This window comes from Niallia sp. XMNu-256 (genome assembly GCF_036670015.1).
In the GTDB taxonomy this organism is placed as follows: Bacteria; Bacillota; Bacilli; order Bacillales; family Cytobacillaceae; genus Bacillus_BD.
Genome location: NZ_CP137636.1, coordinates 3028588 through 3053662 on the forward strand (window position 1 = coordinate 3028588; position 25075 = coordinate 3053662).

Consider the following 25075-nt stretch of genomic DNA (forward strand, 5'->3'; position numbering starts at 1 on the left):
GGTTCAAAATACTTATTCGCCTGCTACCTCTTGGATGATGGCCACAGTCATTTCAGCAAGTTTATATAATTCTTCAATAGGCATTCTTTCGTTCGTTGTATGAATTTCCTCGTAACCAACTGCTAAGTTTACGGTTGGAATCCCAAATCCAGCAATTACGTTGGCATCACTTCCACCACCACTATGTAATAATTCACAACCACGACCGATTTTAGCAGCTGCTTTCTTTGCTACTTCGACAACATGATCGCCATCCCCAAACTTAAAGCCTGGATACATCACCTGTACTTCCACTTCGGCCTTTCCACCCATTGCCTCTGCTGTACTTTCAAAAGCTTCCTTCATTTTTTCCACTTGAGCTTCCATTTTTTCCGGAATTAATGAACGAGCCTCAGCTAAGATTTCAACATGATCGCAAACGATATTTGTTGCTTGGCCTCCCGCAAACCGTCCAATATTAGCTGTCGTCTCTTCGTCAATTCGTCCAAGCGGCATTTTCGCAATTGATTTAGCTGCAATCGTAATCGCAGAAACTCCTTTTTCCGGTGCTACCCCGGCATGAGCAGTTTTTCCAAGGATTGTGGCTTTTATATGGGCTTGTGTCGGAGCAGCGACAATAATATTGCCTACTTTGCCATCACTATCAAGGGCATAGCCATATTTCGCTTTAATTAAAGAACGATCAATCGCTTTAGCACCCACTAAACCGGATTCTTCTCCAACAGTTATGATAAATTGGATATCACCATGCGGAATCTTTTGTTCTTTTAAGACACGAATCGTTTCGAGCATGACAGATAACCCGGTTTTATCATCTGCACCAAGAATGGTTGTGCCGTCTGTTACGACATAACCGTCTTTAATCGATGGCTTTACTCCTTTGGCTGGGACGACGGTATCCATATGGGAAGTAAAGTAGATTGTATCGACGCCAGGTTTTGTACCCTTTAACGTACAAATCAAGTTACCCGCTCCATGCCCCGTAATCGCTGTTGTATCATCCTCATAAACATCGACACCTAAATCAGTGAACTTTTGTTTTAACACTTTGGCAATCTCTGCCTCATATTTCGTTTCAGAATCAATTTGCACCAATTCTAGAAATTCATTTAATAAACGTTCTTGGTTAATCATCATTCAACGACTCCTCACTCTATTTTCTACAATTAGTATACCTCTTTTATTTATACGCCATCAAATATCGACCCTGATTCAAAAAAGAAAATCGCTCTCAATAAGAACGATTTCCAATTATAACGGCATATTCCCATGTTTTTTCCGAGGTCTGTGCTCCTGTTTGTTTTTAAGGATTTCCAACCCTTGAAGCAGCTTTATTCGTGTTTCTCTAGGATCGATGACATCATCAACCATTCCTTTACTTGCTGCAACATACGGGTTGGCAAACTTTTCTCTATATTCGTTTATTTTCCGGATCCTTGTTGCTTCTGGATCCACACTTTGCTTAATATCCTTTGCAAAAATAATATTTGCTGCTCCTTGTGGTCCCATAACCGCTATTTCGGCATTTGGCCAGGCAAACACCAGGTCAGCTCCAATAGATTTACTGTTTAATGCCACGTAAGCCCCTCCATAAGCTTTTCTTAAAATAACGGTCAGCTTTGGAACAGTAGCTTCAGAATAGGCGTACAGAATCTTGGCTCCATGCCGGATGATCCCTCCATGTTCTTGCTTAACACCTGGTAAAAACCCGGTTACATCTTCAAACGTAATGATTGGAATATTAAAAGAATCGCAAAATCGGATAAATCTTGCGGCTTTGTCCGACGAATTTATGTCAAGTACACCAGCCATGTATTTTGGTTGATTACAAACTAGACCAACAACCTCTCCTTTCATTCGTGCCAGCCCAATGACAATATTTTTCGCAAAATCTTGCTGGATTTCTAAAAAACTATTATGATCTACTACTCTACCGATCACCTTTCGAATATCATATGGACGGCTTGATTCAATTGGAATGGTATCTATTAATTCAGGACGATCATCATCATCATTGTTTGAGGAGTTTGCAGGAGGTTTTTCAGTATTATTTTGTGGAAGGTAACTTAACAAATTTCGAACTTGTTTTAATACAATCTCTTCTGATTCACCCCGAAAATGAGCATTTCCACTCACTGTATTATGGACAACGGCTCCACCAAGGTCCTCAGGTGAAATTTTTTCACCTGTAACCGTTTCAATGACTTTAGGTCCAGTAATAAACATTTGACTACTTTGCTCGACCATGAAAACAAAATCTGTAATCGCTGGTGAATAAACGGCGCCACCCGCACATGGACCCATGATCACCGAGATTTGCGGAATTACTCCTGAATAGATCGTATTACGATAAAAAATTTGCCCATAGCCATCAAGTGATAGAACTCCTTCTTGGATTCTCGCTCCACCTGAGTCATTTAACCCGATAATCGGGGCGCCATTCTTCGCAGCTAAATCCATCACTGCTGCGACTTTTTTGGCATGCATTTCCCCTAGTGCTCCACCGAAGACCGTGAAATCTTGAGAAAATACATAGATAGGCTGTCCATTGACTTTAGCATAGCCAGTTACAACTCCATCGCCAGGATACTTTTCATTTTGCAGGCCAAAATCATGACAGTTATGCTCGATAAAAGGAAATAATTCTACAAATGTCCCAGAGTCGACCAATAAATCGATTCGTTCACGGGCGGTTAACTTCCCCTTTTCGTGTTGTTTGATCATTCGATCATCACCGCCCCCGAGCCGAGCTGCTGCTTTCCGATCATATAATTCATGGATCTTATTATACATATCCTTCTTCTCCATGCTCCATTCCTTTCTTTTCACATATTTCAAAAAGAACATTGTCGGATGATTTTGGATGAATAAAGGCAATATCTGTATTACTTGCACCCTTTCTAGGCTGGGAGTCAATCATCGTAATCCCTTTTTCCTGTAACTCTCTAATCCGATCTTCAATGGAGTGAACAGATAAGGCAATATGATGAATTCCTTGTCCGTACTTTCCAATAAATTTCGAAATTGCACTTTCTGAACTAGTCGGCTCTAATAACTCCAGCTTTGTTTCTCCCCCATCTAAGAACGCCACTTTGACATGTTGTGTTTTTACCTCTTCAATCCGAATTAATCTGAGCTTTAATACTTCGGTGTAAAAGGATAGACTCTTTTCAATTGAATGAACGGCAATTCCAATATGATCAACTTTTTGAATCATGACGGACCACCCCCATTTTTTAGAATCTATATAATAATTATTCTATTCGGGATTGAAGTAAAATAATCCAACTTTCCTTTGATAGTTGTCCTAAAGATCTGTTCTTAGTAAAATAGATGTATTGTGGTGGATATTAAACGGATTAACTATGATGAGAGCTGGAGGGAAAACTTTGTCTAAAAACCGGAAAAAAACACAAAAAATTATTGTATATTTAATGATCTTTATTATGTTAGCTTCGACCATTTTAACGGGGATCATGATGTTTATTTAATAATAAAGATGAGGGCTGTTTTTAGGACAGCCCTCATTTTATTGCTCTATATTCCTTTGCTAACTCTTCAAATGATTTTGTAGTAGATGTGACAAGGATTTTTGTCCCTAGAGGGATTTTAGGATAGAGAGATTCAATGACTTCATTCTGCAGACGGATACAGCCTTGTGAAACCCTTTTTCCAATGGATGGCGGATGATTCGTTCCATGTATTCCATAAATTCTGCCGTCGGTTTCCTTCGCATCAAATCCGATCCAGCGTGAACCAAGTGGGTTTTCTGGCGTTCCACCAGGTATGTCTTTTTTACGGTAGTAAGGATTTTCAGCTTTTACTGTAATTGTAAATATTCCTTCTGGGGTTAAATCATTGGTTACTCCTGTTGCCGCATCAACTACTGTCTCGACTTGATTTTCATGTATAAAGGCCAGCTCATTCGTTGATTTATTAACGATGATAAACGGATCCCCGGGTATTGGATTGGCGCCAAGAGGCCATAAAGGTGAAAGAGATAAGGCAATAAGTAGAGTGGAAAATAGTTGAACCATCACATCACCACCCTATTTATATTTTACTTAGTTTCCTTCACCTACTATGTTTTTATTCCGCTTGCTTTGCTTAACAATTCCTTTAAAGGATCGCTTAATTAATAAGTACTGTTCCATTTCATTAATGAAATGGAACAGTGCAGCACGAATTTCAAATTCTTCTCTAGTTTTTGGAAGTTCCATTTTCTCAAATTCTTTATGCATTTTATTCAGTTTATCTAAGTAGATATCTGCTGTATTTCCTCCATGAATATGTTCTGAGAGTTCTTCAATAAAGTCGGCGATTATTTTTCCTTGTTCAACAGTTTTAGAGATTGAAGTTATAATCGGTAATACCCTTTCAATGATTTCAAATTGCTTTTCCCTTATTTTGAAATATGTAAAATATAGACTTTCCTCTTCATTATGTAAAAATTGATTTTCCATTTCTTGAAATGAGAGTACCTTTGCTTCGTTAATCCATTGAATCGTCTCAGGAATTTCTTTCCCATCCCAATTATGATCACCATGTCTCAAGTAGTATACTATCTCCTTAAAAATGTTTTTAAAATTACTTTCAATTTTGCGTTGATACTCTTCAATTTTACGATCCAAGCTCGGCATATATAAGTTTGCCAATAAAGCCATTCCGACTCCAATTAATACAAGCAAGAATTCGTTCAAAATAAACCCAAATGTCACTCCGCCAGCAGAATAAAAGTGCAAAATAATGACAGAGCTTGAGGCAACCCCATCAGTTGCTTTAAATAACACAACTGTCGGAATAAAAAATAGAAGGAGCAATCCAATAACTCCTGCATAGTATCCGATTAATTCAAAAAACACTATTGAAAAGACGATTGCGATTAAACCTGCTAGAATTCGATCCCACGATGCTCTAAGTGACTTTTTCTTCGTGTTTTTAATACATAGAATCGTAATAATTCCTGCAGAAGCATAATTTTCTAACCCTAAACCTTGCGCAATTATGATGGCTATTACTGCACCCACCGCTGTTTTGAGCGTACGATATCCAATCCGAAATTTCATTGTCCTTCACCCTGCTATTCTTTTTCTTTCAGTTTAACATGTTTTTTCTTTCAATTAGCGAGCTCTTCCCCCTACTGATAGGATCTTTATTCCCCATTTACAAAATCGAAAGAAACTTTACTAAATGGATATAAAAATAAAAGTGGAAAAGATTCGCTATACCTTTTCCACTTTTATTAGTATTATAATATTTTTTCCAAAAAATCTTTTGCTCTTTGACTTTTTGGGTTCGTAAAAAATTCTTCTGGAGGGGAATCTTCTCCAAGCTTCCCATCTTCTAAAAAGAGTACCCGATCAGCAACTTCACGAGCAAATCCCATTTCGTGAGTTACAATCGCCATTGTCATTCCTGAGTCTGCTAGTGATTTCATAACATCTAAAACCTCTTTTACCATTTCCGGATCTAGGGCTGATGTCGGCTCGTCAAACAACATTACTTTCGGCGACATCGCAAGAGCACGTGCGATTGCGACACGTTGTTTTTGTCCACCTGATAAACGATTTGGATACTGTGATGCCTTTTCCGCTAAGCCCACTTTTGTTAATAAGTCCATTCCGACCTTTTCAGCTTCCGCTTTGCTCATTTTCTTTACTTTCATCGGCGCATAGGTGATATTCTCCATCACCGTTTTATGGGGGAATAAATGAAAGTGTTGAAATACCATTCCCACATTTTGTCTTATTTTCATAATATCTGTTTTCTTATCCAATAAGTCCATATTATTAATATAAATATGACCGCCAGTCGGTTTTTCTAATAAATTTAAACAACGAAGGAACGTTGATTTTCCTGATCCAGACGGACCAATAATGGCAACAACTTCTCCTTCATGAATGGTCGTTGAAATTCCTTTCAATACTTCAAGCTTGCCGAATTGTTTCGTTAATCCTTCTACCTTAATCACTTTTTCTCATTCTCCTTTCGACAGCTTTTCCGATCATCGTTAAGATCATGACCATGATATAATAGATAATCCCTGCTAAAAGCAACGGCTCAATAAAACGGAATTTATCTGCCCCAACTTGGTAAGCACGGCGCATAATATCCATGACACCAATTGTTGTAACAATTGCAGACTCTTTTGTTAGTGTGATAAATTCATTCATTAATGAAGGTAAAATATTTTTAACTGCCTGTGGAAGAACGATATTCATCATCATTGGACGATAGGGAACTCCTAATGCCATTGCCGCCTCACTTTGGCCTTTGTCAATTCCTAATATTCCACCACGGATAATTTCAGAAATATAAGCCGTGGAGTTTAACCCAAAAGAAACAACAGCAGCAGTAAATGGTTCAATTTGGTAGCCGAGTACTTGAGGTGAACCAAAATAAATGATCATTAATTGCAAGACAAGCGGTGTACCACGGAAAATGGATGTATACGCGTCTGCAAACCAAGTTAGAACTTTAATATTGCTAATTTTAAATAATGACAAAATAATTCCAAATACAAATCCGATAATTCCAGCAAAAAAAGCGATCTGGAGTGTGATCCCAATTCCTTTTAAAATATACGGAAAAGAGGGGAGTACAGATGCGAAATCTAAATTCATTTTTAACCAATCCTCTCAAATAATATAAGATCATTAGTTAGGAAAAGGATTCTGAAAAGTATTACTTTCTCTTCTAAAACGAATAAAAACGTTCAGAAATGATTTGAATCTGAACGTTTTTATTATTTATTTTCCTAAATAACCTTCTGCAACAGTGTCTTCGATAATTGCGGCATCTAGACGACCTGCTTTGATTTCTTGAATTAATTCAGGAATTCGGTTTCTGTTTTCTAAATTGAATCCTATTTCCTCAGCTAATTCTTTTCCTTTTTCCTCCTGGATGGATCCCATTTGGACACCCACTTTTTTATCTTTTAAATCTTCTAAGCTTTCTATTCCACTATCTGTTGTTGAAACAATAACGTGTTTTGATGTATAGTAAATATCACTAAAGTCTACACTTTCTTTACGATCGTCAGTAGCAGACATAGCAGACATAACAAAATCAGCTTGTCCATTTTGCAATGCTGAAATTAAACCACCAAAATCCATATCTTGGATTTCAAGTTTGTAGCCTAATCTTTCTGTAATGATTCTAGCAATTTCAATATCAAGTCCCATATAATCGCCAGTACCTTCAGTATCAATATATTCAAATGGTGCATAATCAGCTGAAGTTGCCATTTTCAATACTTTGTTGCCTTCAACAGCCCCTTCACTTGGAGCATCCTTTTCTGACTCGGGGTCTAACCATTTATTGATTAATCCATCCATTTCGCCACTATCAATCATTGCCTTTAATTCATTATTAAACTCTTCCCTAAGCTCACTGCCTTTTGGAAATGCGATAGCATAGCCACCATCTGCATCTTCAACCGTGAATCCTCGAATTTCTTGATTCGTCGCATTACCTGAACCACAGGCTGCAAGTATGCTTAATAGAAGAGAACTCATTACTAGTAAGATTAACTTTTTCATGATCATTTCCTCCTTGCGTTTATATTGCACTAAATAATGCTATTATAATAAATACGAATATTTATTCACATAAATGGATTTTAACACATTGTAACGAATATGCAACAATGAAATATACATAAAAATAATATTCTAAAATTCTGATACAAGTATTATATTTTTTGCATTAGGTTGAACATCACATTCATACCTTTAATTTTCCCAATTTCATACAAAAAACCCATTATTTTTGAAAAATAATGGGTTTTTTATTATTACCTTTAGATTTCTTCACAATATTCATCAAAATAGTTCTGTAGCTTTTGCATAACTGCCGTTGGTTCATGTCCTTCTATTTCGTGGCGTTCGATCATTTTAAGTATTTTCCCATCCTTTAATAGAGCAAATGATGGAGATGATGGTGGATAGCCTGTGAAATAGGTACGAGCTTTTTCCGTTGCTTCCTTATCTTGACCAGCAAAAACAGTTACTAGATGGTCAGGACGCTTATCATAGTGAATAGCATGATTTGCAACCGGACGAGCAATCCCGCCAGCACAGCCACAAACAGAATTAATCAATACAAGTGTGGTTCCTTTTTGATTTAAAGCTTCATCGACCTCATCAGCTGTTTTCAATTCTGTATATCCTGCCTCAACCATTTCTTGTCGAGCCCTTAAAACATGATCATTCATGAATAAATTAAAATTAATATTCATTTTTTTCGCTCCTTTTAAACATTGTAAATATATTAGTTATTATCATAACAATATATTTTATTATAACGCAATGAAAAGACTTTGCACTCTATTGTTTATATTTTTTAAACAACTCGTCAACAGCCTGTGAGACCGTTATACTTCCAGATTGTACATCCTGTTCAAGAGTAGGCAAGACCTGTTTTACTTCTGGATGATGATAAAATCTGTACTGGAGGTGTTCTAGAATCATCTCCTTCATCCATTCCTTACTCTGTAATTTGCGGCGTTCGGCAAAAAGAGAGGATGCCTTAACGACCTTTTCAAAGTCTTTTATGACATTCCAAATTTCTTCTATTCCTTGATTAGAGAGGGCCGAACAAGTAAAGGCTTTTGTCTGCCATCCTTTTGTTGCTGTGGGGAGAAATCTCAATATCCGATTGTACTGATTTTTCGTGCTTGTCGCTTTCTCTATGTTTTTTCCATCCGCCTTATTGACCACAATCATGTCGGTTTGTTCCATTATTCCTTTTTTCATGCCTTGCAACTCATCTCCAGCTCCAGTTAAAACTAAGAGCATAAAAAAATCAACCATATCCCGTACCGTTGCTTCACTTTGTCCAACACCGACTGTTTCAACGATAATTACATCAAACCCAAAGGCCTCGCATAAGACAATGGTTTCTCTTGTCTTTCGATGAACACCACCTAAATTTCCTGATGATGGACTAGGGCGAATGAATGCTCGCGGATTTCGTGACAGCTTCTCCATCCGAGTTTTATCTCCTAAAATACTGCCCCCGCTTATCATCGAACTCGGATCAATGGCTAATACAGCAAGGTTCAGACCCAATTTGTCACATAAATAAGTTCCAAATGTCTCAATAAACGTACTCTTTCCTGCTCCTGGAACACCAGTAATTCCGATCCGTAGTGATTTTCCAATATTGGGAAGCAGCTGCTGCAGTAGGGATTGGGCCTGATGAAAATGATGCTCGGAGTTGCTTTCAATAAGAGTAATTGCTCGGGATAAAATACTCCGATTTCCTTTTACTATTCCTTGTAATAAAATTTCATTTGTTATTCCTGATTGAGGATTCTTTTTTTGAAACGTTCGATAAGGAAAGTGGTGAGCTCTATTATTTAGTGGATCTACTTTAGAGTGACTCGAATCGTTCTTTTCTCCCATTCATTCCACTTCCTCATAGCCAAGTTTATCATAAATCGTGTGGATAACCTTTTTAGCTGCCTCTGGAATTACTGTTCCCGGCCCAAAGATAGCAGCAACACCCTTTTGATAGAGGATTTGATAGTCCTGTTGAGGGATAACGCCTCCTATAACGATAATAATATCCTCTCTGTCTAATTTCTTTAATTCCCCTACTAACTGTGGCAACAAGGTATTATGTCCTCCAGCAAGTGAACTCATTCCGATGACATGTACATCATTTTCTACCGCCTGCTTAGCGGTTTCTTCTGCCGTTTGAAAAAGTGGACCAATATCGACATCAAACCCTAAATCAGCAAATGCTGTGGCAACGACCTTTGCCCCGCGATCATGTCCATCCTGACCAATTTTTGCCATTAATATGCGAGGACGCCTTCCCTCGTTCTCGAGAAACTCCTCTGTCAGTTCCCTTACCTCCTCTATTAATTTTTCATCAGCAAATGCAGACCGATAAACTCCGCTAATTGATTGTACAACTGCCCGATGTCGTCCTGTTACTTTTTCAATCGCCATGGAAATCTCACCAAGAGTCGCTCGTACCCTTGCTGCTTTTACGGCTAGTTCTAATAAATTACCATTGTTAGCTTCGCATGCTTTCGTAATTGCTGAAAGAGCGGATTGTACATCTTCGTCATTCCTAAGTGACTTTAGCTGTCCTAACCTCTCGATTTGCTTCATACGAACAGCATGGTTATCAATGGTTAATATGTCGATCGGGTCTTTAGTTTCGCAAACATGGTAATTCACACCGATGATTTTCTCTTGACCCGAATCGATAAGTGCCTGTCTTTTCGCCGCCGCCTCTTCAATTCTCATTTTCGGAATCCCTGTTTCAATCGCCTTTGCCATTCCTCCTAAGTTTTCGATTTCATCTAAATGCTGGGATGCCCTTTTAATTAACTGATCGGTTAAATATTCTATATAATAAGAACCACCCCATGGGTCAATGACCGTTGTTATTCCTGTTTCTTCTTGGAGGTACAGTTGTGTGTTGCGTGCTATACGAGCTGAGAATTCTGTTGGCAATGCAATTGCTTCATCTAAAGCATTTGTATGAAGGGACTGGGTATGACCCATAACTGCTGCTTGGGCTTCAAGTAAAGTTCTCATGACATTATTAAATGGATCTGCCTCCGTTAAACTCCACCCAGATGTTTGACTGTGAGCTCTAAGGGCAAGTGATTTAGGATTTTTTGGATTAAACGTTTTCATCATATTGGCCCACATATACCTAGCTCCACGTAGTTTTGCTACTTCCATAAAGTAGTTCATGCCAATCCCCCAGAAAAAAGACAGCCTTGGGGCAAAGGCATCAATATCGATTTTTGCTTCTAATCCGGTTCGTACATATTGAATTCCATTTGCTAATGTATAGGCGAGTTCAAGGTCTGCAGATGCACCTGCTTCTTGTAGATGGTACCCTGAAATACTGATGCTATTAAACTTTGGCATATGCTTTGAAGTAAATTTAAAAATATCAGCAATAATTTTCATCGACATTTTCGGTGGATAAATATATGTGTTCCGAACCATATATTCTTTTAAAATATCATTTTGTATAGTGCCAGCTAGTTTTTCTTGTGAAACCCCTTGTTCTTCTGCGGTCACAATATAAAAGGCCAAGATTGGCAAAACCGCTCCATTCATGGTCATCGAGACCGACATTTTGTCTAAAGGGATTCCATCAAAAAGAATTTTCATATCGAGAATGGAGTCAATCGCTACTCCTGCTTTTCCCACATCTCCAATTACACGGGCGTGGTCTGAGTCATAGCCGCGATGGGTAGGAAGATCAAAAGCAACCGATAAACCCTTTTGTCCCATCGCTAAATTACGCCGATAGAATGCATTACTTTCCTCTGCTGTTGAAAAACCAGCATATTGGCGGATTGTCCATGGCTTGTTGTTATACATGGTAGGATATGGACCCCGAGTGTATGGAGGGAGCCCTGGAAATTGACCAAGATGTTGGATTTGTTTGATGTCCTCTTCGGTATATAAAGGCTTAGTGTAAATTCCCTCATTTGTCATGAAAAATAATGTGTCAATCCTTTGCGAGATTTCCGCTTCTGCCTTTTGTTTCCATTGAATCTTTTGAGGCTTTTGAGACTTATGATTGAGCGAAACCTTTCTAAAATCCGGTTTATTTTTCATTCTGTGTCACCCTGATCCGGTAGATTTTCACCTGATTTTTTTTCTGTTTCAAAGCGCTCTGTTAAGCGGCCTTCAACAATCGGGATAATCGTTCGAGTTTGGATTTTGCTAGATGGATCTTTAGTTACGTTAAGTGAAGGCACTTTAGGATCTAGATATTTATTGGTACCAACAATGATTTTTTTTCCATCGATTACATCCTGTTCCTTTTTCAGTCTGACCTCATCGATTAGATTTTGTAACCAATTGCTTTGGATGGTTTTAATTATTCCTCCTTGATCATCTATTTGGAGAAATAATGACCATGATTTATCTATTAGATTATTGGTAATGCTCTCGATATACCACGATCCACCCCCAGGATCGATGATTGAATTTAATCTCACTTCCTCTTTTAGTATATGGTGCATATTGCGGGCAATTCGTGCCGAAAAGTCTGTACCTTCACCTTCAAGCTCGTTATAGGGAGAAATATGCAAATATTGGATCCCACCTAAAACCGCAGCAAACGCCTCGTTTCCGGAACGGATGAGATTGATATATGGATCGTGTACCGTTTTTGTGTAGGAGGATGTTTCGGCAGAAATCGTAATAAAATCCTCATCGGGTTGAATTCCGTATGCAAATAATACTTTTCCCCATAAAACGCGAAAAGCTCTTAACTTTGCAATCTCCATAAAAAATGACTGACCGATTGAAAAGTGAAAAATGATTTTTTGATAATAATCATCAATATGAAATTGATACATTTTCAACTTTTCGATATGCTCAACCCCTGATGCCAATGCAATGGCCAGCTCTTGAACAGCATTTGCCCCTCCATTATGGTAAGGAGTTGTGTTTATTAAAATTGTTTTTAATAGTGGGATTGAAGACATAGTCTTTTCAAGTGTTCTAGATAACCTTTCATAACATTTGTCCAATTTTAGACTAGGATCCTTGATATATAGAGAAATAGGATCCATTCCAATAAAGCCAGTTATTTTATCAGGGTTCTCCATTTTGAGTAAAATTTCAAATAGTTCATATTGATTGATTCCTCCGTTGACGGCAAACGGGTGTTGTTGATAATAATGGACGAGAAGTTGTGGCAGGTCTTTTAATAGTAAAGAAGAAGGTATAAAAGAAATGGCATTTTGCCCGTTTTGAAAGGCGGAGTGAAGTTGAACTTTGAAACGATCAATGTCGTCCGTTCTGATTCTTTGTGCTATTTTCCAAGGTTGACTCCAATAACCTAAGGCATTGACTCCACGACGATAATCATCTGTACCTGGCAAGGATGCAACAGTATGCTTTACGTCTGCTCTTGTATAGAGAGGTTTTAATGGGATGTTTTCATAGGTACTACTCATCAGTGTATTTAATGATTGTTCGGCGTTTTGTACCCATTGAGCCATCGTAGGTTCCGGAAACGGTTCATGATTCTTTTGATTTTGACTCATAATATGCCACCTCTTCTGAAAAGAGTGATTTCTTATCTATATTTACGATGGGAAAAGGGAATATATGAACAAAAAAAGCGCTAGGCACCTTCCAAACGGAAGGCGACCAGACACTTAATAAATGGGCGTATTTTCTTTAGATGTGTTTTCAAGGATTTGTTTGACCTTATGCATAAATTTCCCACAGATAAATCCATCTAGGACGCGATGGTCAAGGGAAAGGCAGAGATTAACCATATCTCTAATTGCGATCATATTATTATTCATAACAACCGGTCGTTTAATAATTGATTCAACTTGTAAGATTGCCGCTTGTGGCTGGTTGATAATACCCATTGATTGGACAGACCCAATCGTACCGGTATTATTCACTGTAAAAGTTCCACCCTTCAAATCATCAACTTTTAATTTTCCAGATCGAACTTTCAGGGCATAATCATTGATTTCACGTGCAATCCCTTTAATGCTTTTTTCATCGGCATTTCTTATGACCGGTGTGAAAAGTTCATTTTCGGTTGAAACAGCAATACTCAAGTTAATATCCTTCTTTTGCACAATTTTATCTTCAGCCCACATGGAATTCATTTCTGGATATTCTTTCAGGCTTTGAGCAACGGCTTTAACAAAGAAGGCAAAGTATGTGATATTAAAGCCTTCTTTTTGCTTGAAGTCTTCCTTTATTTCATTACGATATTGAACAAGATCTGTCACATCTACTTCAACCATCATCCAAGCATGTGGAACTTCATTTTTACTTTTAATCATTTGATTGGCGATGGCCCTGCGAACTCCGCTAACTGGGATTTCTATATCACCTTGATTCGTTGTGATCACATTCTCCGGCTTCATCACTCGTTTTGAAGTGACAGCATCTTGCTTAGTGACAAGTTCTTGCTTAGCGCTAAGGGCTTCAGTGCTAACATTCGTTCTCGGAATTGCTCCAGACTCAATGATTGTTAATACATCTTTTCGCGTAATCCGCCCGCCCAATCCAGTTCCTGATACTTCATTTAAGTCAATTCCATGCTCTTGTGAAAGCTTTAAGACAGCAGGAGAATAGCGCGCCTTCTGAGGCTTTTTATTATGAACGGGTTGTGGTCTGCTGACCTTCTCAGCACTAATCTCTGCAGACTGTGCTTCTTGTTCAAGTTTCGCTTCTGTTTCAATTAAACAAATAACCTCACCAACCTGTAAGGTGTCTCCATTTCCAGCAAGGATTTCCTTTATCACCCCTGTATAAGATGATGGAATTTCTGCGGTTACCTTATCTGTAATGATTTCAGCCAACGGATCATATTTATTGACTTGACTTCCGACTTTCACCAACCATTTTGAAATCGTTCCTTCTGTCACACTTTCGCCTAATTGAGGCATCGTTATCTTTTCAATTGCCATTCGTTTCCCTCCTCTCCCATTAAAATTGGGCTAACTCTCTCATAGCCTTTTCAACTTTTTCTGGATTCAACATAAACTCTTTTTCCAATGTAGGCGCAAACGGCATAGCCGGTACATCTGGTCCTGCCAAACGTTGAATCGGAGCATCTAATTCAAATAAACAGTGTTCCGCAATAATTGCTGATACCTCACTAATGATACTGCCTTCCTTATTATCTTCCGTAATTAATAGAACTTTCCCTGTTTTAGTTGCCGCCTCAATGATGGCCGCTTGATCAAGCGGGTAAACGGTTCGTAAATCGAGAATGTGAGCCGAAATTCCTTCAGTTGCTAATTTTTCAGCTGCTTGGAGGGCATAATGAACACATAAACCGTAAGTGATGACAGTAATATCATCACCTTCTCGCTTCACATCTGCTTTCCCAATTGGCAGAACATAATCATCCTCAGGGACTTCCCCTTTGATTAAACGATAAGCCCGTTTATGTTCGAAAAATAAGACGGGATCATCGTCCCGAATGGCTGCTTTTAGCAATCCCTTAACATCATACGGGGTTGAAGGCATTACGATTTTCAATCCAGGTGTATTAGCAAAAACAGCCTCTACCGATTGAGAATGATATAAAGCGCCGTGTACGCCACCACCATATGGAGCACGAATGACAATCGGACAGCTCCAGTCATTGTTAGAGCGATAGCGAATTTTTGCCGCCTCTGAAATAATTTGATTCACTGCAGGCATAATAAAATCAGCAAATTGCATTTCAGCAATCGGTCTCATCCCGTACATCGCTGCACCAATTCCGACACCAGCGATCGCAGATTCAGCAAGCGGAGTGTCCATAACTCTGTGCTCACCGAATTGTTCATACAACCCGACTGTTGCTTTAAAAACTCCCCCCTTTTTCCCAACATCTTCACCTAACACAAATACTTTATGATCTCTTTCCATTTCCTCCCGTATGGCCATTGTAACAGCTTCTATATAGGATATAATTGCCATTTTGTTTCCCCCTAGTTATCCGCATATACATATTTCATCAAATGATCTGGACTTGGATAAGGCGCCATTTCCGCGTAATCTGTTGCTTTATCCACCAATTTCTTTATACGTTCATTTATTTCTTTTTCCTTTTGGTCGTCTAATATACTTACCTTTTTTAAATAAGTTAAATAGGACATTAATGGATCATTTCCTTTTGCTTCTGTTATTTCTTCTTCTGTTCGATAACTGCGATCATCATCATCAGAAGAATGGGCTGTCATCCTATGGCACATGACCTCAATCAATGTCGGCCCATCACCACGTCTTCCTCGTTCAGCCGCTTCTTTAACCACTTGATAAACAGCTAACGGGTCATTTCCATCAACCGTAACTCCTGGGATTCCATAACCAATTCCGCGGTCTGAAATTTGTTCACAGCCTACTTGTTTACTAATTGGAACAGAAATGGCATATTTGTTATTTTCACACATAAAAATAACTGGTAGCTTATGAACACTCGCAAAGTTAACACCTTCATGGAAATCTCCTTGATTGGATGAGCCTTCACCAAATGTTACTAAGGAAACGATGTTTTCTCCTGCCATTCTCGCAGCGAGTGCAATTCCAACCGCGTGGGGAACTTGAGTTGTGACAGGTGATGAGCCGGTCACAATCCGATTTTTCTTTTGTCCGTAATGTCCAGGCATTTGTCTGCCGCCAGAGTTTGGATCCTCTGCCTTGGCAAAGTTGGAAAGCATAATCTCTTTTGCTGTCATTCCAAATGAAAGCACAACCCCTAAATCCCGATAATAAGGAAGTACATAATCTTCATTACGATTAAGAGCATATGAAGCTCCTACTTGTGCCGCCTCCTGTCCTTGACAAGAGATCACAAAAGGAATTTTTCCAGCTCGGTTTAATAGCCATAATCGTTCATCTATTTTTCTAGCTAAAAGCATTGTTTCATACATTTCTATTACTTGCTCATCACTTAAACCTAATACATGATGACGGTTTTCTACTTTTTCAACCATATGTTTAACCTCCAGAATATTGATATCAAATTCGCCTTGGCAATTTACGTCAAGATTTTATCCAAGGTCGGGTAAACTTCCTTGAAAAACTGTGACACCTACCCGGAGGCTTTTAGCCATGAAGAGCATTTCCATCAACAGCCAACGCTGCTTCTCCAATTGCCTCAGAAAGACTTGGGTGGGGATGAATATTTTGGGAAATTTCCCATGGTGTCGCATCAAGTACACGAGCAAGCCCGGCCTCTGAAATGAGCTCTGTTACATGTGGACCAATCATATGAACACCTAATAAATCATTGGTTTCTGCATCAACCACCATTTTGACAAACCCATCACTTTCGCCAAAGACGAGTGCTTTTCCAATTGAACGAAAAGGAAACTTGCCTGTTTTTACCTTATACCCTTGACTCTTTGCCTCTTCTTCCGTTAATCCAACTTTTGAGGCTTCTGGATTGCTATATATACAAGTAGAAATAAGCGAGTATTGGAGCGGCTGCGGATTATTTCCAGCAATATGTTCAACAGCGAGAATGCCTTCATGTGAAGCTACATGTGCCAACTGCATCCCTCCAATCACATCACCAATTGCATAAATATGGGATTCTTTCGTTTGATAATAGGAATTGGTCTTGATCACACCTCGATCGATTTCAACTGCTGTGTTCGCTAAACCAAAGCCTTCGATATTCGCTTGTCTTCCTACAGTAATAAGAAGTTTTTCACCACTGAATGATTGGATTTCACCATTAATTTCTGCATTAATCGTGACACCTTCGTCTATTTCGATTGAGTCCGGTAAGACCTTAGCTCCGGTATGGATATTAATTCCTTTCTTCTCTAAGAGCTGTCTCATTTCCTTTGATATGTCTGTATCCTCCGTACGAAGAATACGGTCTTCATATTCTAAGATAGTGACCTCAACATCAAAATCAGCCAACATGGAGGCCCATTCCACTCCAATCACACCTCCCCCAACGATAAGAATTGATTTTGGCAATTCTTCCATTGATAAAGCTTCATCGGAGGTGAGAACATATTGACCATCAATTTGGAAATTCAATGTGTTCGGTCTTGAACCTGTTGCTATGATGATGTTTTTCGGAATTAACATTTCATTTTCTGTACCATTCCTCATTTCAACTGAAATGGTACCTGGAAGAGGCGAAAAAATAGAGGGACCTAAAATCCGTCCAATCCCTTCGTAAACATCAATTTTCCCCTTTTTCATTAAAAATTGAACACCTTTATGAAGTTGTTCGACAATTTGTGTTTTTCTTTCCTGTACTCTTGGGAAATTTAATGATAACTGGCTTTTGTCAATTCCAAATTCCTCGCTCCGCTTCATCGTTGCATACACCTCTGCACTTCGAAGCAACGCTTTTGACGGTATACAACCTTTATGAAGACATGTTCCGCCAAGTTTTTCTTTTTCTACTATGGCCGTTTTTAAACCGAGTTGTGCTGCACGGATGGCTGCTACATATCCACCTGTTCCCCCGCCAAGAACCACTAAGTCATATTCTTGCGCCAAAATAATCCCCCCATAAATCGCATTTTGTCCATATCGTTTATTAGGCCTTTATTTTTGTAAAAGACCGTCCATTATTTCTAGAATTAGTAAAAAAGATTCTCGTATTTTGTTGAATTGCACAAGATCGGCTGTTGATTGCACCGGAATCGCGGATAATTGCACCAAAATCATGCTTGATTGCACCGGAATTGCCCTTAATTGCACCAAAATCACGCTTAATTGCACCTATTACCATTTTTTAGGTAAATTCACTCAATTAGATTTCGATTTCATCACTACCTCCGGATATTCCTTCGCAACTTCTTCTCCGGTTAACACTCGTAAAGCTCCTTCAGCCAAGGCCAATAGAACATTTTCACCAGGATGGATATAAACGTCTGCAATCCAATTGACACGATCCATAATTTCCTGGGTTAATCTTTTTCGATATGCAAGATCGCCTGTTAAGATCACCGCGTCGACTTCACCAGCTAAAACGGTACTCACAGCACCAATTTCTTTGGAGATTTGATAAGCCATCGCATTATACACCAATTTGGCTTTTTCATCCCCTTGATCAATCATCCTCTCAATTTCCTCGGGCTGATTTGTTCCTAGATAGCCCATAAAACCACCTGTACCTACGAGCAGTTTCATAATTTCTTCTTTTGAATATTGTTCGGAATAACAAAGATCAATTAGATCTCCTACAGGTACAGATCCTGCACGGTCTGGACAAAACGGACCTTCTCCAACCAAACCATTATTAACGTCGACTACTTTTCCTTTTTGGTGGGCACCGATTGTGATGCCCCAGCCTAAATGGGCTACAACTAAATTCAATTCCTCATAACGCTTTCCAAGCTCTTTTGCAACCCGATGGGCCACTGCTCTTTGATTTAAAGCGTGAAATATACTTTTTCTTTCAATCTTAGGTAATCCTGAAATTCTCGCCACTTCAGAAAGTTCATCTACGACAACAGGGTCAACGATAAAAGCTGGAATGTTGAGACCAGAGGCAATTTCATAAGCCAGGATTCCCCCTAAATTAGAGGCATGCTCCCCCGCATAACCGGCTCGTAAATCAACAAGCATTCCTTCATCTACTACATACGTTCCCCCTTCAATTGGTCTAAGCAATCCCCCTCTTGAGCAAACAGCATGGAATCTAGACAAGTTAATAGCTTCATTATGTAAGGATTGGAGTATCTCCCTTTTTCGAAAATCCAATTGGTCAATAATATGTGTGTAAGATTCCGTAACTTCAATATTATGGACAAGCATCTTTTCCCAAATTGAAATTTCATTCTCAAAGATGGCAATTTTTGTAAAGGTAGAACCAGGATTAATCGTTAAAATACGAAACTTGTTTTGGTGCATGTGGACACCTCCAAAAATGATACTACCGATTTATTTTGTTTTTTCATCTCTGTAATAAGTGGATAGGTGCCTAGGAATGGACGTTAGGCACCTTTTTCATTAGGTTAACGTCTGCTTAAAATATGAAAACCGTTTTGCAGAAATTGATTGCGTGAATTCCTAATTTTTTCAATCCGCTCCTCTGCCATTCTGTCAGCTGCCTCAGATGTTGGGATGTCATCACGTTTTGAGATTTCAAACACTTTTTCGATATTTTGATAAATCGCTTCTACCTTCTTTAACGCCCTCTCTTCATTATATCCGTGTAATTCATCCGCAACATTAATAACACCACCTGCATTAATTACATAGTCTGGTGCATATACAATTCCTAAATCATGAATGATTTGCCCATGTTTAGCTTCTTTTAATTGATTATTCGCCGAACCTGCAATCACCTTTGCTTTTAATAAAGGAATTGTTTGATCATTAATTGTTCCCCCAAGCGCACAAGGAGCATATATATCACACGGAACTGAATAAATATCATCAGGATCAACTGCGGTAGCGTTAAACTCTTGAACCACTTTATCAACCGCATCCTTTCGAATATCAGTAACTATTAGCTTTGCTCCTTCCTTGTGGAGATGTTCGCAAAGCTTATAGGCAACATTTCCAACCCCTTGCACGGCAACGACTTTGCCTTGAAGTGAGTCTGTTCCAAACGCTTCTTTGGCAGCCGCCTTCATCCCACGGTAAACACCAAATGCCGTTACAGGAGAAGGATTGCCTGAAGAACCATACGCTGGTGATATTCCCGTTACATAGTTTGTTTCTTGGTAGATTAAATCCATATCTTCAACCGTTGTACCAACATCCTCTGCAGTGATATACCTGCCATTCAAACTTTGGACATATCGGCCAAAGGCACGAAATAATTCTTCACTTTTATCGCTTCGAGGATCACCGATGATTACGGCTTTTCCTCCACCTAAATTCAAACCCGCTGCAGCATTTTTATAAGTCATTCCCCGAGCAAGCCTAAGTGCATCTTCAACCGCAGCCGCTTCTGTTTCATATGTCCACATCCGCGTCCCGCCTAACGCAGGCCCAAGAGTAGTATCATGTATCGCAATAATGGCTTTCAAACCAGATGATTCATCATGACAAAAAACAAGCTGCTCATAATCGTAATCTGCCATATATTTAAAAATTTCCATCTAAATCCTCCTAGGATGGTAAAATCATGCTGTGCTGAATGTAGTGCTTTTCATCTACACATAAAAATCTATGATTCATCCTTATTAATGCAAGTTCTATGCCAAAAGTATAAATCAATAAACATAAACCTTTTGCACGATCAACCATGAATAGTTTTGCATACACATTGAAATTTATTTCATGCTATTATTTGCATGTTCATATTTCTCTAACTTATAATACAGATTTCTTATTGATAATCCCAGTTCCTTAGCGGTTTTCGTTTTATTTCCTTTATTCTTTTCCAACGTTTTCAGGATGATTGATTTTTCATATTCTTCAAGACGTTGAGATAAAGTTCCTTCTGTTGCCATGTCCAAAGTACTTTCGGTGTCCACAGAGGTTGGTTTACTTAAATTAAAAATGTATTCCAAATCGATATATTTTTCGTTATAATTCATAAAAATGATCGCTCGACGGATCATATTATCTAATTCGCGAATGTTACCAGGCCATTCATACATTAATAAACGAGCTAAGGCACCTTCGGTAACCCCTTCTATGTTTCTTCCATACTCTCCATTGATTCTTTCAATTAAATTACTACAAAGGGATTCAATATCCTCCTTTCTTTTTCTTAACGGCGGAATGAATATCGGCATTTGATTCAGCCGATAATACAGATCTTCACGAAATTCTCCATTAGCCATGGCCTTCTCTAAGTTTACATTGGTTGCGGCAATGACCCGAACATTCAAAGAGATCGCTTCTGTTCCACCTACTCTTGTTATTTCATTTTCCTGGAGAACCCGAAGTAACTTCACTTGTGTATTTAAAGATAACTCACCAATTTCGTCCAAAAAAATACTGCCATTATTGGCCTCTTCAAAAAGACCTTTTTTTCCGCCTCGTTTGGCACCTGTAAAAGCTCCTTCCACATAGCCAAACAATTCACTCTCCAATAAGGATTCACTTAATGATGCACAATTTACACGTATGAACTTATTAAATTTTCGGTCACTTCCATTATGGATGGCATGGGCAAATAACTCTTTTCCCGTACCAGACTCGCCACGTAAAAGGATCGTTGCTGGGGTTTTGGCAGCTAATTTCGCTTGTTCTATCGCTATTTTCATGACTTCAGAGTTACCGATGATATCTTCGAAAGAATACTTTGCTTCAAGTGTCCTAATCATTTGTTTGGCACGGTTTAATTCCCTATTTAAACTTTTCAATTCGGATACGTCACGAATGATCCCGACACTTCCCTTTAATTTCCCGTTGACTATAACAGGAGCACCGTTTACGACAACTTCCCTTTTATTTGGGCCGACAAGCATGGGAACACCTCTTACGGCTCGACGCGTTTTTAATACCTTCATATGAACACTTTCACCAACTACAATGTCTGTTGTAGCAGGTTTTCCAATCACTTGCTCCTCTGTTAAGCCAGTAATCCGTGTATAGGCCGGATTTATCATCATGCCAATTCCATCTTCATCGACAACTGAAATCGCTTCGTCACTAGAATGAAAAATCGCTTGAAGCTTTGTTTGAATTTCTTTTAAGTCAGTAATTTGTTCCGCCATGCTTACAACCTCAGATATATCTTTAAAAATGGAAAAGCCCCCAATTAATAACCCACTTTTATCAATGATCGGGATTCTTGTAGCAATGATTTTTAAGCCGTTTGGCAGTTTTACTTCTCGATTACTTTCAACCATTCTTGTTCTAAGCACCCTCGGCAGTTCACTTGTAGGAACGACCATTGAAATATGTTTTCCAAGAGCCTCATTTCTACTGATGCCTATCAACTTTTCCGCACTATTATTAAGTAAAATAATGTTTTCGTCATTATTTATGACAATCATCCCATTATCAACTGAGTTGAAGATAAGATTATATTTATACGTTTCCTTTTGTATTTTTGAAATCAGCTTTTCCTTATCTTTAAAAAGCTTTATAAGCATGTAAGCGACACTTGCTGGGATTAAAACAGTTTCTCTTGAACAGGCTTGTCTTAATTCTCGGTATACTTCTTGATTGCCGGTAACCTCTATGATCATATCAATTTTTCCCTTTAAAAAAGGTTGCCAATCTGTTGATGTCTGAATTCCCCTTTCCCTCGCCCATAAGATCCCAGGAGCATCATCTTTTATATCAATGACTGCTTGTACATCCAACACAGGTGAATCCTGGATGATTTGTATAATAGCCATACCGCCTTTTCCTGCCCCAACGATCATTACCGTTTGCATAGCACACTTCCTATTCGTGCAATATTTTTCAAATACTATTTGAAAAGAAATTCATTCCTCTATTGTAATATTTATGTTCTTTCTTGACAAATATCTCTAATGATTTATTATTTTATTAACTCGAATATTTTTAATATTGCTTCTTTATAAAAATGAACTGAAGGGAAACTAAAACATGATCCGAATTATTGCACTTCTGATATTAGTCATTCCCGGCGTGATTGCTGCATATGGGGTAAAGTTTATGAGGGACACAGTATTTGGAATCTTACATGCACCGATTGCTTTTCTTTGGTTACAGTTTCTCATTGGTCTTTTGATGGTTGTATTGGGGATCGGATTTATTGGCGGATTTATCCTTCATCGTGATCGAAAAAGAAATAAAGTACAATCAAGATTCCAAAAAACCGAATCTACCAAGAGTGAAGTAAACTAAGCCTAGGACGATTTATTTTCCTAGGCTGGTTTTTTTTTGAACCTTTAGAGCTAGTACTGGATCATCTGTAATAATTGATGAACAATTAATTCTAAAAAACTTTTCCATATCCTTTTCTTTATTAACTGTATAAGGTCTTACTGCGACACCATTTTCTAATAACTTTTGGAGTATCTCTATTGGATAGGCTGTGTATTTTGGATGTATCCCTCTTGCCCGGATTGATTGGGCATATACCCAAGGCATGTAGACAGCATTCCCGAATAATGCCGCAGTCTCAACTTCAGGTGCAATTCGATAGGATTTTACCAAGCTGTAATGATTAAAGGAAGAAATGATCACGCGTTCGGATAAACCATATTCCCAAACTAAGCTAATCACCTTTTCCTCCATCCCCTCATACTGAAGGACATTGTTTTTTAGTTCAATATTACAGAGGACTTCGGTTGTTGTCATCCATTCTAGCACGTCTCTTAATGACGGAATTGGCTGCTTTTTAACGATTGTTTTCATATGGTAACCTGCATCTAGCCTTTGTAACTCCTTTAGCGTTAAACCTTGTACATAGCCTTTCCCATTTGTTGTACGATTTACTTTTTCATCATGAATTACAACAACTTCACCGTCTTTTGATAGCTGAACATCCAGTTCAATTCCATGTGCACCTGCTTTTTCAGCTTCTCGGAAGGCTAGCATTGTATTTTCAGGATATTTTGCGGAGTATCCGCGGTGGGCAAAGATTTGGGTCATTGATGACTACTCACCTCCATTTGTTATTAACCAATTTATCAGGCTTAACGGGCTGTAAGACCCTCACCTCAAAATTTTAAGTAAAATATAAAAATAGGTGGGGGATCAACTGCCCGTAAAGCTCCGATTGGTTCAACTAACCATCAGTGGGGGGATGAAAGAAAACCCCCACTGATGGAAGTGTCACTTTATCTGTTCATTTCTAAATTAGAACACAGATTGTCAATATATATGTGAAAACTTAAAAAAAGCGACCACAAACATGGTCACTTTTTTTCTTTATTTTTTTAAGATGCACGGTGCTCTAAACGTAGTTTATCAGCCACCATCGCAATAAACTCAGAATTTGTTGGTTTGGCTTTTGTCATGGATACAGTATAACCGAATAAGGATGAAATTGATTCAATGTTTCCTCTACTCCAGGCAACTTCGATCGCATGACGGATCGCACGCTCTACTCGACTTGCTGTTGTGTTAAATTTCTTCGCTATATCTGGATATAACACTTTTGTAATTGAACCAAGTAACTCGATGTCGTTATAAACCATGGAGATCGCTTCACGTAAATACATATAACCTTTAATATGCGCGGGAACACCGATTTCATGGATAATGCTAGTGATGCTGGCATCTAAATTTTTAGGTTTTGCCGGTTCTGCTGAAGTTTGAGGACGATAGCTTCCAGATGAAGAGTTCCGAATAATTGGAGCAGAATGACCGCTGACTTGACGAATATTACTTGCTAAATGTTCCATATCAAATGGCTTTAAAATAAAGTAGGATGCGCCTAATTCAACTGCTTTTGTTGTAACATCTTCTTGACCAAACTCTGTTAACATGATTACATTTGGAGTTGGATTTTTTCTCATTTCTCTTATTTTACCAAGAACTGCGAGTCCATCTAAATGCGGCATAATAATATCTAATACTAAAACGTCTGGATTCACAGTTTCAAGCATTGTTAAGCAATCCTGTCCATTGTGGGCAGTTCCGCATACTTCCATATCATCTTGGGAATTAATAAACTCCTCTAATAAGTTCACAAGTTCCCGATTATCATCAACTACACATACCTTTATTTTGTCCACCACTGTTTCCTCCTCGTT

General features: G+C 38.6%; 23 protein-coding genes and 2 pseudogenes. 2 read left to right on the forward strand and 23 right to left on the reverse strand.

The genetic code is table 11. From position 1 onward, the window contains the following. Nucleotides 1-12: 12 nt before the first annotated feature. From R4Z10_RS15420 to mce, 3 genes are all read right to left on the reverse strand, one after another. A complete protein-coding gene (locus R4Z10_RS15420; protein ID WP_338473256.1) occupies nucleotides 13-1134 on the reverse strand; it encodes a tripeptidase T in 1122 nt (373 codons plus the stop codon). A gap of 117 nt (nucleotides 1135-1251) precedes the next feature. Continuing rightward, entirely contained in the window at nucleotides 1252-2808 is a 1557-nt protein-coding gene (locus tag R4Z10_RS15425; protein ID WP_338473257.1) for a carboxyl transferase domain-containing protein, read from the reverse strand. Continuing rightward, the gene (mce, locus tag R4Z10_RS15430) at nucleotides 2786-3217 is read right to left on the reverse strand and encodes a methylmalonyl-CoA epimerase (RefSeq protein WP_338470185.1); all 432 of its coding nucleotides are present in this window, start codon (nucleotides 3215-3217) and stop codon (nucleotides 2786-2788) included. The genes R4Z10_RS15425 and mce overlap by 23 nt, the downstream gene beginning before the upstream one ends. Before the next feature lie 172 nt (nucleotides 3218-3389). On the opposite strand from mce, the gene prli42 reads away from it, so the two are divergent. Then, nucleotides 3390-3491 carry a stressosome-associated protein Prli42 gene (gene prli42, locus R4Z10_RS15435; RefSeq protein ID WP_338470186.1) on the forward strand — a complete coding sequence of 34 codons (102 nt, stop codon included), beginning with the start codon at nucleotides 3390-3392 and terminating at the stop codon, nucleotides 3489-3491. Between the two features lie 33 nt (nucleotides 3492-3524). Here prli42 and R4Z10_RS15440 read toward each other — a convergent pair whose 3' ends face one another. From R4Z10_RS15440 to R4Z10_RS15525, 18 genes and pseudogenes are all read right to left on the reverse strand, one after another. After that, nucleotides 3525-4037 (reverse strand): L,D-transpeptidase, encoded by a 513-nt coding sequence (locus tag R4Z10_RS15440; RefSeq protein ID WP_338470187.1) that lies wholly within the window; start codon nucleotides 4035-4037, stop codon nucleotides 3525-3527. A 27-nt stretch (nucleotides 4038-4064) separates the two neighbouring features. Next, complete coding sequence (locus tag R4Z10_RS15445) at nucleotides 4065-5066, reverse strand: aromatic acid exporter family protein (RefSeq protein WP_338470188.1); 1002 nt, start codon at nucleotides 5064-5066, stop codon at nucleotides 4065-4067. A 182-nt stretch (nucleotides 5067-5248) separates the two neighbouring features. Further along, the gene (locus R4Z10_RS15450) at nucleotides 5249-5971 is read right to left on the reverse strand and encodes an amino acid ABC transporter ATP-binding protein (RefSeq protein WP_338470189.1); all 723 of its coding nucleotides are present in this window, start codon (nucleotides 5969-5971) and stop codon (nucleotides 5249-5251) included. Next, nucleotides 5964-6623 carry an amino acid ABC transporter permease gene (locus tag R4Z10_RS15455; RefSeq protein ID WP_338470190.1) on the reverse strand — a complete coding sequence of 220 codons (660 nt, stop codon included), beginning with the start codon at nucleotides 6621-6623 and terminating at the stop codon, nucleotides 5964-5966. Before R4Z10_RS15455 ends, R4Z10_RS15450 begins: the two co-directional genes overlap by 8 nt. Nucleotides 6624-6761: 138 nt before the next feature. Beyond that, a pseudogene (locus tag R4Z10_RS15460) lies at nucleotides 6762-7289 on the reverse strand (transporter substrate-binding domain-containing protein); the annotation flags it as partial. A 30-nt stretch (nucleotides 7290-7319) separates the two neighbouring features. Further along, a pseudogene (locus R4Z10_RS15465) lies at nucleotides 7320-7547 on the reverse strand (hypothetical protein); the annotation flags it as partial. Between the two features lie 254 nt (nucleotides 7548-7801). Continuing rightward, on the reverse strand, nucleotides 7802-8239 hold the full coding sequence (locus tag R4Z10_RS15470) for a BrxA/BrxB family bacilliredoxin (RefSeq protein ID WP_338470191.1): 438 nt from the start codon (nucleotides 8237-8239) through the stop codon (nucleotides 7802-7804). Nucleotides 8240-8327: 88 nt separating this feature from the next. Beyond that, the gene (gene meaB / locus R4Z10_RS15475) at nucleotides 8328-9407 is read right to left on the reverse strand and encodes a methylmalonyl Co-A mutase-associated GTPase MeaB (protein ID WP_338470192.1); all 1080 of its coding nucleotides are present in this window, start codon (nucleotides 9405-9407) and stop codon (nucleotides 8328-8330) included. After that, nucleotides 9408-11600 (reverse strand): methylmalonyl-CoA mutase, encoded by a 2193-nt coding sequence (gene scpA / locus R4Z10_RS15480; protein ID WP_338470193.1) that lies wholly within the window; start codon nucleotides 11598-11600, stop codon nucleotides 9408-9410. It abuts the gene before it with no gap. Further along, nucleotides 11597-13042: a methylmalonyl-CoA mutase family protein gene (locus R4Z10_RS15485; RefSeq protein ID WP_338470194.1), complete on the reverse strand. Its 1446-nt coding sequence runs from the start codon at nucleotides 13040-13042 to the stop codon at nucleotides 11597-11599. The genes scpA and R4Z10_RS15485 overlap by 4 nt, the downstream gene beginning before the upstream one ends. A gap of 114 nt (nucleotides 13043-13156) precedes the next feature. Then, nucleotides 13157-14437, reverse strand: a complete 1281-nt coding sequence (locus tag R4Z10_RS15490; RefSeq protein ID WP_338470195.1) for a dihydrolipoamide acetyltransferase family protein — start codon at nucleotides 14435-14437, stop codon at nucleotides 13157-13159. A gap of 19 nt (nucleotides 14438-14456) precedes the next feature. Then, nucleotides 14457-15440, reverse strand: coding sequence for an alpha-ketoacid dehydrogenase subunit beta (locus tag R4Z10_RS15495; RefSeq protein WP_338470196.1), 984 nt, complete (start codon nucleotides 15438-15440; stop codon nucleotides 14457-14459). Between the two features lie 11 nt (nucleotides 15441-15451). After that, complete coding sequence (locus R4Z10_RS15500) at nucleotides 15452-16456, reverse strand: thiamine pyrophosphate-dependent dehydrogenase E1 component subunit alpha (protein WP_338470197.1); 1005 nt, start codon at nucleotides 16454-16456, stop codon at nucleotides 15452-15454. A 112-nt stretch (nucleotides 16457-16568) separates the two neighbouring features. Next, nucleotides 16569-17987 (reverse strand): dihydrolipoyl dehydrogenase, encoded by a 1419-nt coding sequence (gene lpdA, locus R4Z10_RS15505; RefSeq protein WP_338470198.1) that lies wholly within the window; start codon nucleotides 17985-17987, stop codon nucleotides 16569-16571. A 40-nt stretch (nucleotides 17988-18027) separates the two neighbouring features. After that, nucleotides 18028-18222 (reverse strand): hypothetical protein, encoded by a 195-nt coding sequence (locus R4Z10_RS15510; RefSeq protein WP_338470199.1) that lies wholly within the window; start codon nucleotides 18220-18222, stop codon nucleotides 18028-18030. Between the two features lie 17 nt (nucleotides 18223-18239). After that, nucleotides 18240-19346 (reverse strand): butyrate kinase, encoded by a 1107-nt coding sequence (buk, locus tag R4Z10_RS15515; protein ID WP_338470200.1) that lies wholly within the window; start codon nucleotides 19344-19346, stop codon nucleotides 18240-18242. 104 nt (nucleotides 19347-19450) lie between these two features. Then, nucleotides 19451-20545 carry a branched-chain amino acid dehydrogenase gene (gene bcd, locus R4Z10_RS15520; RefSeq protein ID WP_338470201.1) on the reverse strand — a complete coding sequence of 365 codons (1095 nt, stop codon included), beginning with the start codon at nucleotides 20543-20545 and terminating at the stop codon, nucleotides 19451-19453. 174 nt (nucleotides 20546-20719) lie between these two features. Next, nucleotides 20720-22783 (reverse strand): sigma-54-dependent Fis family transcriptional regulator, encoded by a 2064-nt coding sequence (locus R4Z10_RS15525; protein ID WP_338470202.1) that lies wholly within the window; start codon nucleotides 22781-22783, stop codon nucleotides 20720-20722. Between the two features lie 175 nt (nucleotides 22784-22958). Between R4Z10_RS15525 and R4Z10_RS15530 the strand changes: the two genes are divergently transcribed. Next, nucleotides 22959-23219, forward strand: coding sequence for a DUF2627 domain-containing protein (locus R4Z10_RS15530; RefSeq protein WP_338470203.1), 261 nt, complete (start codon nucleotides 22959-22961; stop codon nucleotides 23217-23219). Nucleotides 23220-23231: 12 nt separating this feature from the next. Here R4Z10_RS15530 and R4Z10_RS15535 read toward each other — a convergent pair whose 3' ends face one another. Together R4Z10_RS15535 and spo0A are read right to left on the reverse strand one after the other, a co-directional pair. Continuing rightward, a complete protein-coding gene (locus R4Z10_RS15535) occupies nucleotides 23232-23969 on the reverse strand; it encodes a glycerophosphodiester phosphodiesterase (RefSeq protein ID WP_338470204.1) in 738 nt (245 codons plus the stop codon). Nucleotides 23970-24256: 287 nt separating this feature from the next. Next, nucleotides 24257-25057: a sporulation transcription factor Spo0A gene (gene spo0A / locus R4Z10_RS15540; RefSeq protein WP_338470205.1), complete on the reverse strand. Its 801-nt coding sequence runs from the start codon at nucleotides 25055-25057 to the stop codon at nucleotides 24257-24259. Nucleotides 25058-25075: the final 18 nt, after the last annotated feature.

Coding starts and splice junctions, on each gene's coding strand:
- R4Z10_RS15420 (WP_338473256.1), bottom strand. CDS start 1,134: ATGATTAACCAAGAACGTTTATTAAATGAATTTCTAGAATTGGTGCAA.
- R4Z10_RS15425 (WP_338473257.1), bottom strand. CDS start 2,808: ATGGAGAAGAAGGATATGTATAATAAGATCCATGAATTATATGATCGG.
- mce (WP_338470185.1), bottom strand. CDS start 3,217: ATGATTCAAAAAGTTGATCATATTGGAATTGCCGTTCATTCAATTGAA.
- R4Z10_RS15440 (WP_338470187.1), bottom strand. CDS start 4,037: ATGGTTCAACTATTTTCCACTCTACTTATTGCCTTATCTCTTTCACCT.
- R4Z10_RS15445 (WP_338470188.1), bottom strand. CDS start 5,066: ATGAAATTTCGGATTGGATATCGTACGCTCAAAACAGCGGTGGGTGCA.
- R4Z10_RS15455 (WP_338470190.1), bottom strand. CDS start 6,623: ATGAATTTAGATTTCGCATCTGTACTCCCCTCTTTTCCGTATATTTTA.
- R4Z10_RS15470 (WP_338470191.1), bottom strand. CDS start 8,239: ATGAATATTAATTTTAATTTATTCATGAATGATCATGTTTTAAGGGCT.
- meaB (WP_338470192.1), bottom strand. CDS start 9,407: ATGGGAGAAAAGAACGATTCGAGTCACTCTAAAGTAGATCCACTAAAT.
- scpA (WP_338470193.1), bottom strand. CDS start 11,600: ATGAAAAATAAACCGGATTTTAGAAAGGTTTCGCTCAATCATAAGTCT.
- R4Z10_RS15485 (WP_338470194.1), bottom strand. CDS start 13,042: ATGAGTCAAAATCAAAAGAATCATGAACCGTTTCCGGAACCTACGATG.
- R4Z10_RS15490 (WP_338470195.1), bottom strand. CDS start 14,437: ATGGCAATTGAAAAGATAACGATGCCTCAATTAGGCGAAAGTGTGACA.
- R4Z10_RS15495 (WP_338470196.1), bottom strand. CDS start 15,440: ATGGCAATTATATCCTATATAGAAGCTGTTACAATGGCCATACGGGAG.
- R4Z10_RS15500 (WP_338470197.1), bottom strand. CDS start 16,456: ATGGTTGAAAAAGTAGAAAACCGTCATCATGTATTAGGTTTAAGTGAT.
- R4Z10_RS15510 (WP_338470199.1), bottom strand. CDS start 18,222: ATGGTAATAGGTGCAATTAAGCGTGATTTTGGTGCAATTAAGGGCAAT.
- buk (WP_338470200.1), bottom strand. CDS start 19,346: ATGCACCAAAACAAGTTTCGTATTTTAACGATTAATCCTGGTTCTACC.
- bcd (WP_338470201.1), bottom strand. CDS start 20,545: ATGGAAATTTTTAAATATATGGCAGATTACGATTATGAGCAGCTTGTT.
- R4Z10_RS15525 (WP_338470202.1), bottom strand. CDS start 22,783: ATGCAAACGGTAATGATCGTTGGGGCAGGAAAAGGCGGTATGGCTATT.
- R4Z10_RS15530 (WP_338470203.1), top strand. CDS start 22,959: ATGATCCGAATTATTGCACTTCTGATATTAGTCATTCCCGGCGTGATT.
- R4Z10_RS15535 (WP_338470204.1), bottom strand. CDS start 23,969: ATGACCCAAATCTTTGCCCACCGCGGATACTCCGCAAAATATCCTGAA.